This window comes from Paractinoplanes rhizophilus (genome assembly GCF_042664765.1).
Lineage (GTDB): Bacteria > Actinomycetota > Actinomycetes > Mycobacteriales > Micromonosporaceae > Actinoplanes > Actinoplanes rhizophilus.
The window spans coordinates 97,458-112,015 of record NZ_JBHTBJ010000018.1; the positions used below are offsets into that span (position 1 = coordinate 97,458).

Annotated in this window: 15 protein-coding genes; 8 read left to right on the forward strand and 7 right to left on the reverse strand. The window is 72.8% G+C overall.

What is annotated here, in order from left to right:
• Window positions 1–42: 42 nt before the first annotated feature.
• The 3 genes from ACFQS1_RS23605 to ACFQS1_RS23615 are packed head-to-tail and all read right to left on the reverse strand — an operon-like array spanning window position 43 to window position 2,434.
• The gene (locus tag ACFQS1_RS23605) at window positions 43–1,752 is read right to left on the reverse strand and encodes an urease subunit alpha (RefSeq protein ID WP_378971983.1); all 1,710 of its coding nucleotides are present in this window, start codon (window positions 1,750–1,752) and stop codon (window positions 43–45) included.
• Entirely contained in the window at window positions 1,749–2,135 is a 387-nt protein-coding gene (locus ACFQS1_RS23610) for an urease subunit beta (protein ID WP_378971986.1), read from the reverse strand. Before ACFQS1_RS23610 ends, ACFQS1_RS23605 begins: the two co-directional genes overlap by 4 nt.
• A complete protein-coding gene (locus ACFQS1_RS23615; RefSeq protein WP_378971988.1) occupies window positions 2,132–2,434 on the reverse strand; it encodes an urease subunit gamma in 303 nt (100 codons plus the stop codon). Before ACFQS1_RS23615 ends, ACFQS1_RS23610 begins: the two co-directional genes overlap by 4 nt.
• 715 nt (window positions 2,435–3,149) lie before the next feature.
• Between ACFQS1_RS23615 and ACFQS1_RS23620 the strand changes: the two genes are divergently transcribed.
• The 3 genes from ACFQS1_RS23620 to ACFQS1_RS23630 all read left to right on the forward strand — a co-directional run bounded on the left by ACFQS1_RS23620 (window position 3,150) and on the right by ACFQS1_RS23630 (window position 5,752).
• The gene (locus ACFQS1_RS23620) at window positions 3,150–4,322 is read left to right on the forward strand and encodes an FAD-dependent oxidoreductase (protein ID WP_378971990.1); all 1,173 of its coding nucleotides are present in this window, start codon (window positions 3,150–3,152) and stop codon (window positions 4,320–4,322) included.
• Window positions 4,323–4,324: 2 nt separating this feature from the next.
• On the forward strand, window positions 4,325–4,888 hold the full coding sequence (locus ACFQS1_RS23625; RefSeq protein WP_378971993.1) for a TetR/AcrR family transcriptional regulator: 564 nt from the start codon (window positions 4,325–4,327) through the stop codon (window positions 4,886–4,888).
• 117 nt (window positions 4,889–5,005) lie between these two features.
• Window positions 5,006–5,752, forward strand: coding sequence for a 3-keto-5-aminohexanoate cleavage protein (locus tag ACFQS1_RS23630; protein WP_378971996.1), 747 nt, complete (start codon window positions 5,006–5,008; stop codon window positions 5,750–5,752).
• A gap of 33 nt (window positions 5,753–5,785) precedes the next feature.
• Here ACFQS1_RS23630 and ACFQS1_RS23635 read toward each other — a convergent pair whose 3' ends face one another.
• Both ACFQS1_RS23635 and ACFQS1_RS23640 read right to left on the reverse strand, forming a co-directional pair.
• Entirely contained in the window at window positions 5,786–6,943 is a 1,158-nt protein-coding gene (locus ACFQS1_RS23635; RefSeq protein WP_378971998.1) for an MFS transporter, read from the reverse strand.
• 11 nt (window positions 6,944–6,954) lie between these two features.
• Window positions 6,955–7,881, reverse strand: a complete 927-nt coding sequence (locus tag ACFQS1_RS23640; RefSeq protein ID WP_378972000.1) for an AEC family transporter — start codon at window positions 7,879–7,881, stop codon at window positions 6,955–6,957.
• 38 nt (window positions 7,882–7,919) lie between these two features.
• Here ACFQS1_RS23640 and ACFQS1_RS23645 point away from each other — a divergent pair, with 38 nt between their 5' ends.
• Window positions 7,920–9,014 (forward strand): hypothetical protein, encoded by a 1,095-nt coding sequence (locus ACFQS1_RS23645; RefSeq protein ID WP_378972003.1) that lies wholly within the window; start codon window positions 7,920–7,922, stop codon window positions 9,012–9,014.
• A 245-nt stretch (window positions 9,015–9,259) separates the two neighbouring features.
• On the opposite strand, the gene ACFQS1_RS23650 is transcribed toward ACFQS1_RS23645, so the two are convergent.
• Complete coding sequence (locus tag ACFQS1_RS23650) at window positions 9,260–10,069, reverse strand: alpha/beta fold hydrolase (RefSeq protein WP_378972005.1); 810 nt, start codon at window positions 10,067–10,069, stop codon at window positions 9,260–9,262.
• A 114-nt stretch (window positions 10,070–10,183) separates the two neighbouring features.
• Here ACFQS1_RS23650 and ACFQS1_RS23655 point away from each other — a divergent pair, with 114 nt between their 5' ends.
• Together ACFQS1_RS23655 and ACFQS1_RS23660 are read left to right on the forward strand one after the other, a co-directional pair.
• Window positions 10,184–11,380: an amidohydrolase family protein gene (locus ACFQS1_RS23655; protein WP_378972008.1), complete on the forward strand. Its 1,197-nt coding sequence runs from the start codon at window positions 10,184–10,186 to the stop codon at window positions 11,378–11,380.
• A gap of 1 nt (window position 11,381) precedes the next feature.
• Window positions 11,382–11,759, forward strand: a complete 378-nt coding sequence (locus ACFQS1_RS23660) for a RidA family protein (RefSeq protein ID WP_378972010.1) — start codon at window positions 11,382–11,384, stop codon at window positions 11,757–11,759.
• Here ACFQS1_RS23660 and ACFQS1_RS23665 read toward each other — a convergent pair.
• Window positions 11,756–12,358: a TetR/AcrR family transcriptional regulator C-terminal domain-containing protein gene (locus ACFQS1_RS23665; RefSeq protein ID WP_378972013.1), complete on the reverse strand. Its 603-nt coding sequence runs from the start codon at window positions 12,356–12,358 to the stop codon at window positions 11,756–11,758. The genes ACFQS1_RS23660 and ACFQS1_RS23665 overlap by 4 nt on opposite strands.
• 55 nt (window positions 12,359–12,413) lie before the next feature.
• On the opposite strand from ACFQS1_RS23665, the gene ACFQS1_RS23670 reads away from it, so the two are divergent.
• Both ACFQS1_RS23670 and ACFQS1_RS23675 read left to right on the forward strand, forming a co-directional pair.
• Complete coding sequence (locus ACFQS1_RS23670; protein ID WP_378972015.1) at window positions 12,414–13,355, forward strand: zinc-binding alcohol dehydrogenase family protein; 942 nt, start codon at window positions 12,414–12,416, stop codon at window positions 13,353–13,355.
• Between the two features lie 22 nt (window positions 13,356–13,377).
• Window positions 13,378–14,556, forward strand: a complete 1,179-nt coding sequence (locus tag ACFQS1_RS23675; protein ID WP_378972018.1) for an alanine racemase — start codon at window positions 13,378–13,380, stop codon at window positions 14,554–14,556.
• The last annotated feature ends 2 nt before the right edge of the window (window positions 14,557–14,558 follow it).

Here is a 14,558-nt window from a genome sequence, read left to right on the forward strand (position 1 = left end):
CGGCGAGCACGAGGAGGGTCGCGAGGCTCATCGTCGGAACCTTCAGAAGAGGAAGTAGCGCTGGGCCATGGGCAGCTCGGTCACCGGCTCGGGCTCGATGACCTCGCCGTCGATCCGGACCGTGAAGGTGTCCGGCTCGACCTCGATGCGGGGGAGCGCGTCGTTGAGCGGCAAGTCGGCCTTGCGCAGGTGGCGGGTGTCGGAGACCGGGGCCAGGGCCCGCTTGACGCCGATGCGGTCGCCGAGGAGCGCGTCGATCGCGGCCGGCGCGACGAACGCCACCGAGGTCTGGGCGGGGACGACGCCGTACGCTCCGAACATCGGGCGCGGCAGCATCGGCTGCGGGGTGGGTATCGAGGCGTTGGCGTCGCCCATCTGGGCGTACGCGATCATGCCGCCCTTGATCACCAGGGCCGGCCGCACGCCGAAGAAGGCCGGATCCCACAGCACCAGGTCGGCCAGCTTGCCCGTCTCGACCGAGCCGACGTGCTCGGCCATCCCGTGCGCCACCGCCGGGCAGATCGTATATTTCGCGATATAGCGTTTGACGCGGGCGTTGTCGTTCCGGTCGCCGGAACCGCGCCGGGCCTTCATCACGTGCGCGGTCTGCCAGGTCCGCATGACGACCTCGCCGACCCGGCCCATCGCCTGCGAGTCCGAGCCGATCATCGAGATCGCGCCGAGGTCGTGCAGCAGGTCCTCGGCCGCCATCGTGGAGGGACGGATCCGGCTCTCGGCGAACGCCAGGTCCTCCGGCACCGCCGAGTTCAGGTGGTGGCAGACCATCAGCATGTCGAGGTGCTCGCTGAGCGTGTTGCGGGTGTACGGCCGGGTCGGGTTGGTCGACGAGGGCAGCACGTTGGGGTGCGAGGCGACCGTGATGATGTCCGGCGCGTGCCCGCCGCCGGCGCCCTCGGTGTGGTACGCGTGGATCGAGCGCCCGCCGATCGCGCGCAGCGTCTCCTCGACGAAGCCGGCCTCGTTCAGCGTGTCGGTGTGGATCGCGACCTGCACCCCCGACGCGTCGGCCACCCGCAGGCACGCGTCGATGACGGCCGGCGTCGTGCCCCAGTCCTCGTGCAGCTTGAAGCCGCCCGCCCCGCCGCGCAGCTGCTCCCACATCGACTCCTCCGACATCGTGTTGCCCTTGCCGAGCAGCAGCACGTTGATCGGGTACGTGTCGATCGCCTCGAGCATCCGGGCCAGGTGCCACTGGTTGGGGGTGACGGTCGTGGCCTTCGTCCCCTCGGCCGGCCCGGTGCCGCCGCCGACGATCGTGGTGATCCCGCTCGCCAGCGCGGTGTCCAGGATGGTCGGGCTGATCAGGTGCACGTGGCTGTCGACGGCGCCGGCCGTGAGGATCTTCCCGTTGCCCGCGATGATCTCGGTGCCCGGCCCGATCACCAGCTCCGCGTCCACGCCGTCCATCGTGTCCGGGTTGCCGGCCTTGCCGATGCCCACGATCCGCCCGTCCCGGATCCCGACGTCCGCCTTGACGATCCCCCAGTGGTCCACCACCACCGCCCCGGTGATCACTGTGTCCGGGGTGCCCTCGGCCCGGCTCGCCCGCGACTGCCCCATCGACTCGCGGATCACCTTGCCGCCGCCGAAGACCACCTCGTCCCCGGCGTGCGCCCCGCCGCTGCGGTCCTGCTCGACCTCGATCAGCAGGTTGGTGTCGGCCAGCCGGATCCGGTCGCCGATGGTCGGCCCGTAGAGCGCGGCGTAGCGCCCGCGATCCAGGCTGCTCATCGCGGGCTGCCGTTCTCGGGCTCGGTTTCCGGAGCTTCGTCCCGGTCTTCCTCCGGCGCCGAGGGCTCGGCCGTGCCGTCCAAGCCGCCGCCCGCCAGCCCGCGCAATCCCGGCACGATCCGCTTTCCGCGCAGCGCGACCAGCTCCACGTCGCGCGGCATCCCCGGCTCGAACCGCACCGAGGTCCCGGCCGGAACCGCCAGCCGCCGGCCCCACGCGACCGCACGATCGAACTCGAGCGCCGCGTTGCACTCGGCGAAGTGGAAGTGCGACCCGACCTGCACCGGCCGATCACCGGTGTTACGCACCGTCAGGGCGACCACCGCACGCCCCGCATTGATCTCGATCGCACCGTCACCCGCGATGACCTCGCCCGGGATCACGAGATCGGCCCATGCACGGTGACGAGCTTGGTCCCGTCCGGAAAGGTCGCCTCGACCTGCACCTCACCCAGCATCTCGGGCACGCCTTCCATCACGTCGTCGCGGGTGAGCACCCGCCGCCCGGAGTCCATCAGCTCGGCTACCGTCCGCCCGTCCCGCGCGCCCTCCAGCAGGAACGCCGTGATGATCGCGGTGGCCTCCGGATGATTGAGCTTCAACCCGCGCTCCTGCCGCCGCCGAGCCACCTCCGCCGCGACGTGGATCAGCAGGCGCTCCTGTTCGTGCTGGCTGAGGAACAACCGAACCTCCCTGTGTCCCGGCGATGCTCGCACCCCCGACGTTTCTCACCTGTTACCGGTTATCGCTGATCAAATCACCCGAGGCGCCGATCGTCCGGATTCCGGCAAATTCAAAATCTTTATCGGGTACGGGCGGCGCCGGGTCCCGCCGAGCCGCGCCGGCCAGTCGGCGCCCCGGGCCGTCGGCCGCCGCCGGGCTGTCCTGCAACGCAAACCCCGCTCGCGGCCCGCCCGCCGTCCGGCGCTCGCCGCCCACCCCGCCGCCGGCACTCGCGGCCGGCATCGCCCGCCGCGCGCCCGCTCGCCCCCGCTCACTCGCCTGCCCTGCCTGCTCGTCCCGCACTTGCTGCCTGCGCTCGCCCCACCCGCCGGCGCTCACCCGCTCCCTCATGCAGCCCGCGCCCGCCCCACTCACCGCGCCCACTCGTCCCCGCCCGCCGCTCGCCCTGCGTCGCCCGCTCGCCCTGCGTCGCCCGGTCGCCCTGTGTCGCCCGCTCGCCCTGCGTCGCCCGCTCGCCGAGCCCACTCGTTCCCGCGCGCCGGCGCGCCTGCGCCTCCCACCGCCCACTCGCCTGCGCCCGGCCGCGTCCGTCCCGAACCTGCGCGGCCACCCCTCCCGGCCTCGTCGCGCTGAGTGTGCGGCGGGTCACCGCGGCAATGCCAACAAATGTTTGCCAACGCACGTTGGCATCGACTACCTTCATGCCAACGATTGTTGGCAAATGGAGGAGGAGTCATACGAGAGATCGATGTTCTGGTCGCCGGAGCCGGGCCGGTCGGGCTCGCCCTGGCGGCCGCGCTGACCCAGCGCGGGATGCAGGTCGTGATCGTCGACAAGCAGGCGGCGGGCGCCAACACGTCGCGCGCCGCCGTCATTCACGCCCGCACGCTCGAGGTGCTCGACGAGATCGGCGTCTCACCCGAGCTGGTGGAGCGCGGCGTCGTCGTGCCCCGGTTCACCGTCCGGGACCGGGATCGGGCGCTGCTCACGGTGGACTTCGGCGGGCTGCCCACGGCGTACCCGTACACGTTGATGTTGCCGCAGAACGAGACGGAGCGGATCCTCGCCGCCCGCCTGGACCACCTCGGGGTCTCGGTCCGCCGGCCGGCGGAGATCGTCGGCGTCCGGCCGGACGACGGCGGCGTGACCGCCACGCTGCGCGACGGCGAGACGATCCGGGCGCGCTATCTGGTGGGCGCCGACGGCATGCACAGCACGGTCCGTGAGCTCAGCGGCATCACCTTCAGCGGCGATGCGTATGCCCAGTCCTTCGTGCTGGCCGACGTGCGCATGGAGTGGCCGGTGCCGGACGACGAGGTGACGCTCGGGTTCGCGCCGGACGGGTTCCTCGTGGTGGCCGCGCTGCCCGGCGGCCACTACCGGATCGTGGCCACGCTCGACGACGCGCCCGAGCACCCGACCGCGGCCGACGTGCAGGCGCTGCTCGACGCCCGCGGCCCCCGCAAGCAGCCGGCCCGGCTGCGCGAGGTGGTGTGGAGCTCCCGCTTCCGGGTGCACCACCGGCTCGCCGACCGCTACCGCAACGGGCGGGTCTTCCTGGCCGGCGACGCCGCGCACGTGCACAGCCCGGCCGGCGGCCAGGGGATGAACACCGGCATCCAGGACGCGATCGAGCTGGCCGCCGTGCTGGCCGACGGCACCGACCTGGACGCGTACGAGGCCCGGCGACGCCCGGTCGCCGCCGACGTCATCGCGCTCACTCACCGCATGACCCGGATCGCCACGTTGCGGAGCCGGCCGCTGATCGCGCTGCGCAACGCCGTGCTGCCGCTCGTGGGCGGCATCCCCGCCGTCAGCCGCGGGCTCGCGATGAACCTGTCCGAGCTGTCTACGATCCACCGGGAGAAAGCGGCGACGGGAGCTTAGAAATGGCCGGACGGCGTTCCGACGCCACGCGCGCGGCGATCCTGGTGGCGGCCCGGGAGCGGTTCGCCAGCGACGGGTACGAGCGGGCCACCATCCGCTCGATCGCCGCCGACGCCGACATCGACCCGTCGATGGTGATGCGCTACTACGGCAACAAGGAGAAGTTGTTCGCGGCCGCCGCCGAGTTCGACCTCCAGCTCCCCGACGTCTCGGCGGTGCCGCCCGGCGAGGTGGGCGCCGCCCTGGCCCGGCACTTCCTGCACCGCTGGGAGGGCGACGACACGCTGACCGCCCTGCTGCGCGCGTCCGCGACCAACGAGGCCGCCGCCGACCGGATGCGCGACCTGTTCGGCGCGCAGCTGCTGCCGGTGGTGGCCGCGGTCTGCCCCGACCCCGCGGAGGCGCCGCGCCGCGCCGGGCTGGTCGCGAGCCAGATGCTGGGGCTGGCGCTGTGCCGGTTCGTGCTGCGCCTGCCCCCGGTGGTCGGCATGCCGGCCGCCGAGGCCGCCGCCTGGGTGGGCCCGACGATCCAGCGATACCTGACGGAACGATCCAGCGATACCTGACGGGGCCGTCCCGCGCGGCCTGACCGCCCGAGTCGCGGGCGGGCGGTGGCGCGGTTGGCGTCGGGGCATGTTGCGGGCCGAGTCGCGGGCGGGCGGTGGCGCGGTTAGCGTCGGGGCATGTTGCAGGTGACGCCGAACGGGCCGTGGGGCAAGGACGTTCACGCGAACATGCCGGTCACGCTCGACGAAGTGCTCGCGGACCTGCGCGAGTGCTTCCGGGCCGGCGCGACGGGCGTACATCTGCATGTGCGCGACCACGCCGGCGCCGAGACGCTGCGGCCCGAGGCGGTCAACGAGAGCTGCCGGCGGGTGCGGGAGCTGGCGGCCGAGGAGGGCATCGCGGTCGAGGTGGGCCTGACCACCGGGGCGTGGATCGTGCCGGACCCGGCCGAGCGCATCGCGATGATCCGGGAGTGGGAAGGGGTCGACTGCGCGACGGTCAACCTGTCCGAGAAGGGGTTCGAGGGCGTCATGCGGGCGATGCTCGACACCGGCATCGGGATCGACGTGGGGCTCTGGGCGCCGGCCGAGATGGAGCTGCTGATCGGCTCCGGGTTCCTGCCGAGCGCGCGGCGGATCAGCATCGAGCTCGACCCGGGGGAGCCCTATTTTCTCACCGGCGACCCGGCGGAGGTGGCGCGACAGGTCAACGACGCGCTCGACCACGCCGGCTCGACGTGTCCGCGGCTCACACACGGCATGAACGACTGGACCTGGCCGCTGATCGCCGACGCGTTCCGCCGGGGGCACGACACGCGGGTCGGGTTCGAGGACTCGATCTCCCTGCCGGACGGCTCCCCGGCGCAGAGCAACGCCGAACTGGTCCGGGCCGCCCGGGCGCTCCACCGGGCGCGCGAGGGATGACCGGCGCGCGAGGGATGACCGGCGTGCGCGTGCTCAGCGGCCCCGGCGTGCGCCCGGCGCGAGCAGGATCACCAGCGCGCCCAGGGTGAGCGCCGCGCCGACCCCGGCCAGCGGCTGCGCTCCGTACCGCGGCAGCAGCGCGCCCCCGACCAGCGACCCGGCCGCGATCCCCAGGTTGAAGGCGGTGCTCAGCCCGGCCGAGGCGATGTCCGTGTTGCCGGGCGCGACCTGCAGCATGCGGTTCTGCAGGGCGGTGGCGAAGGACGAGAACGAGATCCCCAGCCCGGCCAGCAGCACCACCGTGACCACCTGCAGGGAGCCGAGCAGGTAGAGCCCGAGCAGCGAGGCCGAGCCCACGGCGAGCGGGGTGAGCAGCGACGAGATCGGGTGCGCGTCCAGGGTGCGGGACACGATGATCGTTCCGGCGGTCCCGGCGACGCCCGACACGAACAGCAGCGGGGCCAGCGCGCCGTCCGAGAACCCGCTGACGTCCAGCAGGAACGGCGTGACGTAGGTGTTGAACACCAGGAAACCGGTGATGCCGGCGGCGACCGCGACCAGCAGCACCGCGAAGGCGCGCCGGTCGGGCGCGGTGCCGCGGGCCGCGCCGCCGTCGCCGGGCGGATAGGTGGGGATCAGCGCGACCACCGCCACGGTCGCGGCGAGACCGGCCGCCGCCATCACCGCGAACGCCGCCCGCCATCCGGCCTGCTGCCCCAGCCAGGTGCCGAGCGGCACGCCGAGGACCGGGCCCAGCGCGGCGCCGGTGGAGAAGAGCGCCACCACCCGGCCCCGCATGCTGGCCGGGAACAGGCCGCTCACCACGGGCGGCGCGATCGACCAGAACAGAGCCTGGGTCAGGGCGGTGACCAGACGGGCAACGGCCAGGATTTCGTACGACGGGGCCAGCGCGCCGGCGAGATTGGCCGCGGCGAACAGCACCATGGTGGCGCCGAGCACCCGCCGCCGCGGCACGTTCCGGGTCAGCGCGGTCAGCGGGAGCGACGCCAGCACGACCACGATCGCGTATCCGCCCACCAGCAGGCCGATCTGCGAGCGCGACCGGCCGAGGTCGTCGGCGATCACGGTGAGCAGGCCGATCGGCAGCAACTCGGTGGACACGAACGTGAACGCGGTCACCGCCAGCACCATCAGCGCGGCCCAGGACCGGCGGAGCGTGAGCACAGGCATCGGCGACGACGCTACAGGTTGGTCAGCAGGGTGATGAGCAGCAGCGCGGGAGCGCACAGCAGGGTGGACAGGAAGATCGCGTCGCGGGCCAGGACGAGGCCGACGCCGAAGCGCTGGCCGTAGAGGAAGATATTCTGGGCGGTGGGAAGCGCGGCGAGCACGCTCACGGCGTACGCGCGCTCGTGACTCAGCCCGAGCACGACGGCCAGAAGGAACGCGATCGCCGGCATGCCGGCGATCTTGAGCAGCACCGCGGCGATCGTGGCGATGCGGTCGGGACCGGCGGCGAGGACGCGACGGCCGGAGAGCGACATGCCGAAGGCGATCAGCACGACCGGGACCGCGGCGTGACCCATGGTCGTGATCGGAGCGGCGATGACGGTCGGTAGGCGCATTCCGGTCACGGAGAAGAGCGCCCCGAGCAGCACCGCCACGATCATCGGGTTGCGCAGCGGCGCCGTCACGGTCGAGCGCCACGAGGCGTGCCCGGTCTCGGCGATCTCCAGCAGGGCCAGCGCGATCGGGGTCACGATCAGCAGTTGCAGCATGATGATCGGTACGACCAGGGCGGCGTCGCCCAGCACATACGTGGCGATCGGGATCCCGATGTAGTTGGCGTTGACGTATCCGGCGGTCAGCGCGCCCATGATCCGCGTGCCCATGGTCCGCCTGCCCGGCATGCGCCCCCGCGTGCACAGCAGGTGCAGGCCGAAGCAGGCGCACGCGGCCGTGGCCGACACCAGCAGCGGCTCGCTGAACAGCACCCGCAGGTCGGCGGCCTCGACCCCGGTGAACAGCAGGCACGGGTTGAGCACCGTGTAGACCAGCCGGCCGATCGCGGCCTCCGCGTTCGGCGGCAGCCCGGCCCAGCGCTTCGCCGCCCAGCCCGCGGCCACGATCACGCCGATCAGCGCGAAGCCGGACAGAGCCGAGATCATGGCGCTCCGTCGATGAGATATCGCGGTAGCCTGCTGCGGTGACGGATCGTATGCCGGACGTAGGGGACGTGGCGGCGATCCCGTTGCGTGACGGCTACGGCGCCTGCCTGGTCACCGGCCTCGGCCCGATGGCGTGCGCGCTGGATTTCTTCTCCGCCGGGATGCCCTCGCTGGACGAGCTGGCGGACGCCCAGCCGCTCATCCTCGATCATCACGTCCTCCGCGGGCAGCCTACCGAGATCAACGTCATCGGCGACGAGCCGCCCCCGCCCTGGTGGGTGTGGCTGGGCCGGCGTGACCTGCCGGCCGGCGTCGCCGAGCGGGTCGACTCGCACGCCGGCTGGTCGTGGCTGTCCGGGCAGATCGCCGCCCAGCGCCGCTGGGATGTCGCGCTCCCGCCGTTCGCCAAGGAGGCCTACCGCACCGGCCAGGGCAAGGCCACCTCGCTGCTCGACATGACCGGCGCCGCGGCGTCCTGGGCCGACCTCGACCGCCTCCCGCGCTGCCGTTCGCTGGTCTGGTCGGGCCCCGACCGAGGCCTGCGCGAGGCCCTCGTGGCGCACCCGATCGTCAGCGACCTGACCTGGGTCGACGCGCCCCGCCGGGTCGATCTCACGGGCACCTACCTGACCCGTCTGCGGCTGTCCGCGTCCGATGTCGACGTGGTCCGCCTCCCCGACGACCTCGAGACGCTCAAGCTCGACGAGGACACCCGGGTCGCCTCGGTGGTCGCCGCCGACGACGGCCGCTGGCTGCGGCTGACCGCCGACCGCGCCGAGGTGCCGCGGGGCCTCACCGGGCTGTGGGACCTGGAGCTCACCGGCGACGGCACGATCTCGGCCGGCGCTCTCGAGGGCCTTCGCGACCTGCGCCGCCTGCGCCTGGCCTGGCGGGCGGCGCCCGGCGAGCTGAGCGGCGCGGTCGCCCTGAGCGGCCTGTCGCGCTTGACCGACGTCAAGTTCGTCGGCGCGTACGGGTTGACCGCGCGCACCCTGCCGGACCTGCCGTCGTTGAGCTGGCTCGTGTGCGACGGGCTGTATCGCAAGGCCGCCGCCGGCATCGAGGCCCGGTACCGGGACGCCGACGTCCGGGTCGACATCACCGGCGTCGAGAACGAATGGCGCGAGTTCTGAAGCCGTGCGGAGGTTCCTCCGGTCTCATCCCGTCCCGACGGCCAGGGCGAGGAGGGCGCGGCATTCGAGGAAGCCGCCGCAACTGCGGTTGTTCACCTCGACGCAATTGGCGACGATGCGCGACACGACGAAGCGCCGCAACTATTCCACCGAGGCCGAGGAATTCCGTCGGGAGCATCAGCGACATCGCGTCTGGGGTTTGGCACAGCGCCACGCGGCACACCCGTCAGCGGCAAGGACGAGCGTCACAGGAACGCTGTCATGGTGCTGACGAACCACTCCGGCGTGTCGAGCCAGGTGGTGTGGGCGGCGGCGGGTGCCACGGCCTGCGTCGCGTTGGGGAACTTCGCGGCGTAACTCCTCAGGCGGCGTGGCGGGATCTGCAGGTCGTACTCGCCGGTGATCAGCAGGACCGGGGCGAAGACCCCGAACAGGTCGGGTGCGCTGGAAGTCCCGTAGTAGAGGGCGGCTGCCTTCTCGTTGCGCTCGATGGCGGCGTCCGCGCGGGCGGACTCGTCCCAGCGGCCGTAGTTGAACGGGTCGATGGCGGACCAGTCGGCGTCGGTCTGGGTGCCGGACCAGATGCGCTCGAGGGCCGCATAGGCCGCGGGGAACCAAGGCTCGTCGCGGCGCAGCAGGGCTATCTCGCGGCGGTCCTCGTTGGTGATCTCGAGGTTGATGACGCGGGGGCTCGGGTTGAGCAGGGCCAGGTGGGCGATCCGGTGCGGATGCCGGGCGGCGTAGTGCACGGCCACGGCGGCGCCGGCCGAGTGGCCGGCCAGGTCGAGGCGGTCGAGACCCAGGTGGAGGCGCAGCGCCTCGATGTCTTCGGCCAGAAGGCGGCAATCGTACGTGGCGGGGTCGGCGGGCGTGTCCGAAGCGCCGGTACCGCGCGGGTCGAGCTGGATCAGGGTGCGGTGGGCGTCCAGGCCGCCCATGCCGCCCAGGTACGCGCCGGCGCGCATGGGGCCGCCGGGGACGCAGATCAAGGGTGGGCCCTCGCCCCGGCGGTGGAAAGCGATCTTGGTGTCGTCGGCGGCGCGAAAGAAGTCCACCGCAGGATCTTAGAGGCCGGCGGTGCGCAGGTCGGCGGTCATCTTGTGGAACTCGGCGAGGCGGTCGTCGCGATATAGTTCGCTGACCTGGCAATTTCTGTCCACGGGAGCCGGATGACCTGGGATCTCCTCCTGGCGGGCGGCGAGCCCTTCGACGTGGCCGTCGCCGGCGGGGTGATCGCCGCGACGGGCCGGGGCCTGCCCCGCGACGCCGGCACGGTCGTCGACGTGTCCGGGCTGCTCGTCACGCCGGGCCTGATCGACCTGCACACGCACGTGGGGCCCGGGTACTGGGGGATCCGGCCCGACCCGATCGCCTGGTACACGGGCGTGACGACCTGGGTGGACGCGGGCTCGGCCGGCGCCTACACGCTGCGCTTCCCCGCCACCGGCGTCCGCGTCGCGGCGCTGCTGAACATCTCGGCCACCGGGCTGGCCGGGCGCACCGGGGAAAATCGCGACCTGGCCAACTGCGACGTCGCGCTGGCGATCGACACCCTCCAGCAGCACCGCGACCTGCTGCGCGGCATCAAGGTGCGGATCGACCGGGAGGCGGTCGGCGACAACGGCGTCGAACCGCTGCGCCGGGCGCTGACCGCCGCGGCCGCGTGCGACGTGCCGGTGATGGTCCACGTCGGGGCCGCGCCGCCCGCGGTGGACGAGGTGCTCGACCTGCTGCGGCCTGGTGACATCGTCACCCACTGCGCCAGCGGCCTCGCCGCGCCGCTCGGCCGCGCGCTGGTCGAGGCGGCCGCTCGCGGGGTGCTCCTCGACATCGGGCACGGGTCGGGCGGGTTCGCCTTCGACGTCCTCGAACGGCAGCTCGACCTCGGCGTCCGCCCGCACACGATCTCGACCGACCTGCACGCCCGGTCGCTGCACGGCCCCGCCTTCGACCTGCCGACCACGATGGCGAAGCTGCTGGCCGTGGGCCTGCCGCTGGACGAGGTGCTGGCCGCCGTGACGATCCGGCCCGCGCAGGCGCTCGGCCTGCCCGGCGGCACCCTCGACGTGGGCGCGCCCGCCGACCTGGCCGTCTTCGAGGTCCGTGCCGAGGACTTCGAGGTCACCGACGCCCACCTGCGGGCGCGACGGTCGCCGGTGCGGTTGATCAACCATTACACGTACGCGAAGGGCCGGCTCCTGCCCTCGCAGCTGCCGCCGCCGGTGCCGCCGTGGATCCCGCTCACCGGCGCCCAGCGCGCGGCCCTGGCCCGCCGCGACCGTGACATCCGCGCCCTGCTCAGCACGCCGCTGGTCGGCGCGGACGCGTTGGAAGACCAGTTCCCACGAGACCGCAGGAGTCCCTGACATGCCCAAGCGCGCCATCATGACCGACCAAGCGGCCCCGCCCGGCGGCCCGTACTCCCACGCGGTCGTCGCCGGCGACACCATCTACCTGGCCGGCGCCGTCCCCGCCCGCCCGGACGGCACCCGGGTCACCGGCAGCTTCGCCGACCAGGCACACGCCGCTTTCCGCAACCTGGCGGCGTGCGCCGCGGCGGCCGGCGCCTCCCTCGACGACGCCGTGCGGGTGGGCGTGTACCTGCGCGACTTCGGGGATTTCGCCGAGCTCAACGAGATCTACAAGCAGTACATCAAGGGCGACAACCTGCCGGTCCGGACGACGCTGCCGGTGGCGCTGGAGGACTTCGACATCGAGATCGACGCCATCCTGTACGTCGGTTAGCTCGCGGCCTGCGGGCCCTCGACGACCAGCGTCAGGCACTCCAGGAACAGGTCGTCGACGGTGCGGCCGGGGCGGTAGTACTCGGTGATGGCGGCGATCATCGTCGGGTAGGCGGTCAGGTCGAACGACCGGGCGGCCTCCTCGTCGGGGCGGGGGCCCTGCTCCTCCAGCACGAAGCCGATCGTCATGCGCTCGACCGTGAACACCATGACCCGGGCCTGGTGCAGCGGGATGCCCTTGGCCACCAGGGTGCTCATCGCCAGTTCCGACAACGCCGCCATGTTTCGCGACAACTGGGCCATTGAGATGACGCGGGCGCCGTCGGGGTGGGCCAGCAGGGCCTGCCGCAGGCCGGCCGCCATGCCGATGAGCCAGTCCTGCCAGCGGTCGCCGGGCGCGGCCGGGCGCGCGGGCAGCGGGGTGAGGATCTCCTCGGCGATGGCGGTGATCAGGGCCGCCTTGTTCGGGATGTGCCAGTAGAGGGTGGGCGCCTGCACCGCCAGCCGGGCGGCGAGTTTGCGCAGCGTGACGTGATCCAGGCCCTCGGCGTCGAGCAGGGCGACCGCCTCCGCCACGATCCGCCGCCGATCCAACGCCATGACGGGACACTCTATCAGTGTTAGAGTGCTCTAACACCGTAAGAGAGGCGGCGCGATGAAGGCAGCGGTTCTGCACGAGCGTGACGGCGTCCCGCGCTACGAGGACTTTCCCGACCCGGTGGCCGGCGCGGGCGAGGTGATCGTCGAGGTGGTGGCGGCCGCGGTGGAGAACGTCGACCGGGCCGTCGCGGCCGGCACGCATTTCGCGGCGCGGGCGATGATGCCGGAGCTCCCGGCGATCCCCTGCTTCGACGGCATCGGCCGGCTGCCGGACGGGCGGCTGGTCGGCTTCGGCAACCCGCGCCCGCCGTACGGCGCGCTCGCGGAGCGGACGGTGGTGGCCGAGGGCGCGTTCGCCCCGATCCCGGAGGGGCTCGACCCGGCCGTGGCCACCGTGCTGCCCAGCGCGATCACCGCGATATCCATGAAGGTCGCGGCGGGCCTCAAGCCCGGCGAGTCGGTGCTGGTCCAGGGCGCGACCGGGGTCGCGGGCCGCCTCGCCGTGCAGGTGGCCCGGCTGCTCGGCGCCGGCCGCGTCGTCGCGACCGGCCGGGACGACGAGCAGCTGCGCGAGCTGGACGCGGACGAGGTGATCAACACAACCGTGGGCGACGACGAGCTGCTCGACGCCTTCCGGCGGAACCGCACCGATGTGGTCGCCGACTTCCTGTGGGGCCGCCCCACCGAGATCCTGCTGCGCGCGATGGTGCCGGCCGGGTTCGCCTTCCCCGAGCCGCTGCGGCTCGTGCAGATCGGCGAGGTGGCCGGCGCCGACCTGCGCCTGCCGGCCGAGAGCCTGCGCACCTCGGGCGTCGAGATATACGGCGCGGCCAAGGGCCTCGGTCCCGCGACGATGGGCGAGGCGTACGGCCAGGTGGTCGAGTGGGCTCGGCAGAAGCGGCTCACCTTCGGCCTCGAGCGGGTCCCGCTGCGCGACATCGAGGCGGCGTGGCAGCGCACCGACCTTCGCGGGCGGCGGCTGGTCGTGGAACCCTGAGGGCAACGAAAGGGGGCCGCAGGTGGACGTTCCGGAGCCGCGGGTCGACTGGCGCAGCAAGGGCTTCTTCGTCCCGGACGGGGAGCGCACGGCATCCGACTACGCCAAGGAGCGGCCGAGCCTGTTCGGCGGCGGCTTCACCTGGCCGGTCCTGGCGCTGCGCCGCGAGGCCGTGCTGGCGAACATCGCGACGATGGCGGCCTACGCCGAGCGGCACGGCCTGCTGTTCGCCCCGCACGCCAAGACGACGATGGCACCCGGCCTGATCGCGGCGCAGTTCGACGCCGGCGCGTGGGGGATGACTGTCGCCACGCCCAGCCAGGCGCTGGTGCTGCGCCGCCTCGGGGTGGGCCGCATCCTCATCGCCAACGAGGTGCTCGATCCGGTCGCGCTGCGCTGGCTCGCCACCCAGGAGGACATCTACTTCCAGGTCGACTCGCCGGCCGGGGTGGCGGCGGCCGCCGCGGTGCCGGAGGGCCGGCTGCGGGTGTTCGTCGAGCTCGGCCATGCGGGTGGGCGCACCGGCGTCCGTACCCTCGAAGATCTTGAAGCGGTGGCGCGCGCCGCGCAGGTCGCGCCACGGCTGGAACTCGCCGGCGTGACCGCGTACGAGGGTCAATTGACCACGCAGCCGGAGGTCGACGACTTCCTGGACCAGGTCGTGGCCGGGGTTCGGCGGCTGAAGGCCGCCGGGATCGAGTTCTCGCTGGTGTCGGCGGGCGGGAGCGCCTGGTTCGACCGGGTGGTGGCCCGGCTCGCCGCGCTGCCGCGCGACCTGCGCCTGATCTTGCGCAGTGGCGCGTCGGTCACGCACGACGACGGTTTCTACCGATCGCGTACGCCGTTCCGCCGCGTTCCCGCGGAGGGGCCGCTGACCGCCGCGCTGGAGATCTGGGCGCAGGTGCTGTCCACGCCGGAGCCGGGCCTCGCGATCGCCGGGATGGGCAAGCGCGACGCGCCGTTCGACGAGGGGCTGCCGGTGCCCATGGAGGTGCGCCGGCACGGCACGACGCTCGAGGTGGCAGCCTCGGTGACCAAACTGAACGATCACCACACCTACCTGGCGGCCGACGGCCTGGCCCCGGGCGACCTGATCCGCTTCGGGATCTCGCATCCGTGCACGGCCTTCGACAAATGGCGGCACATCCCGGTGGTGGACGAGGATCGCCGCGTGGTCGACGTGCTCCAGACCTTCTTCTGAGG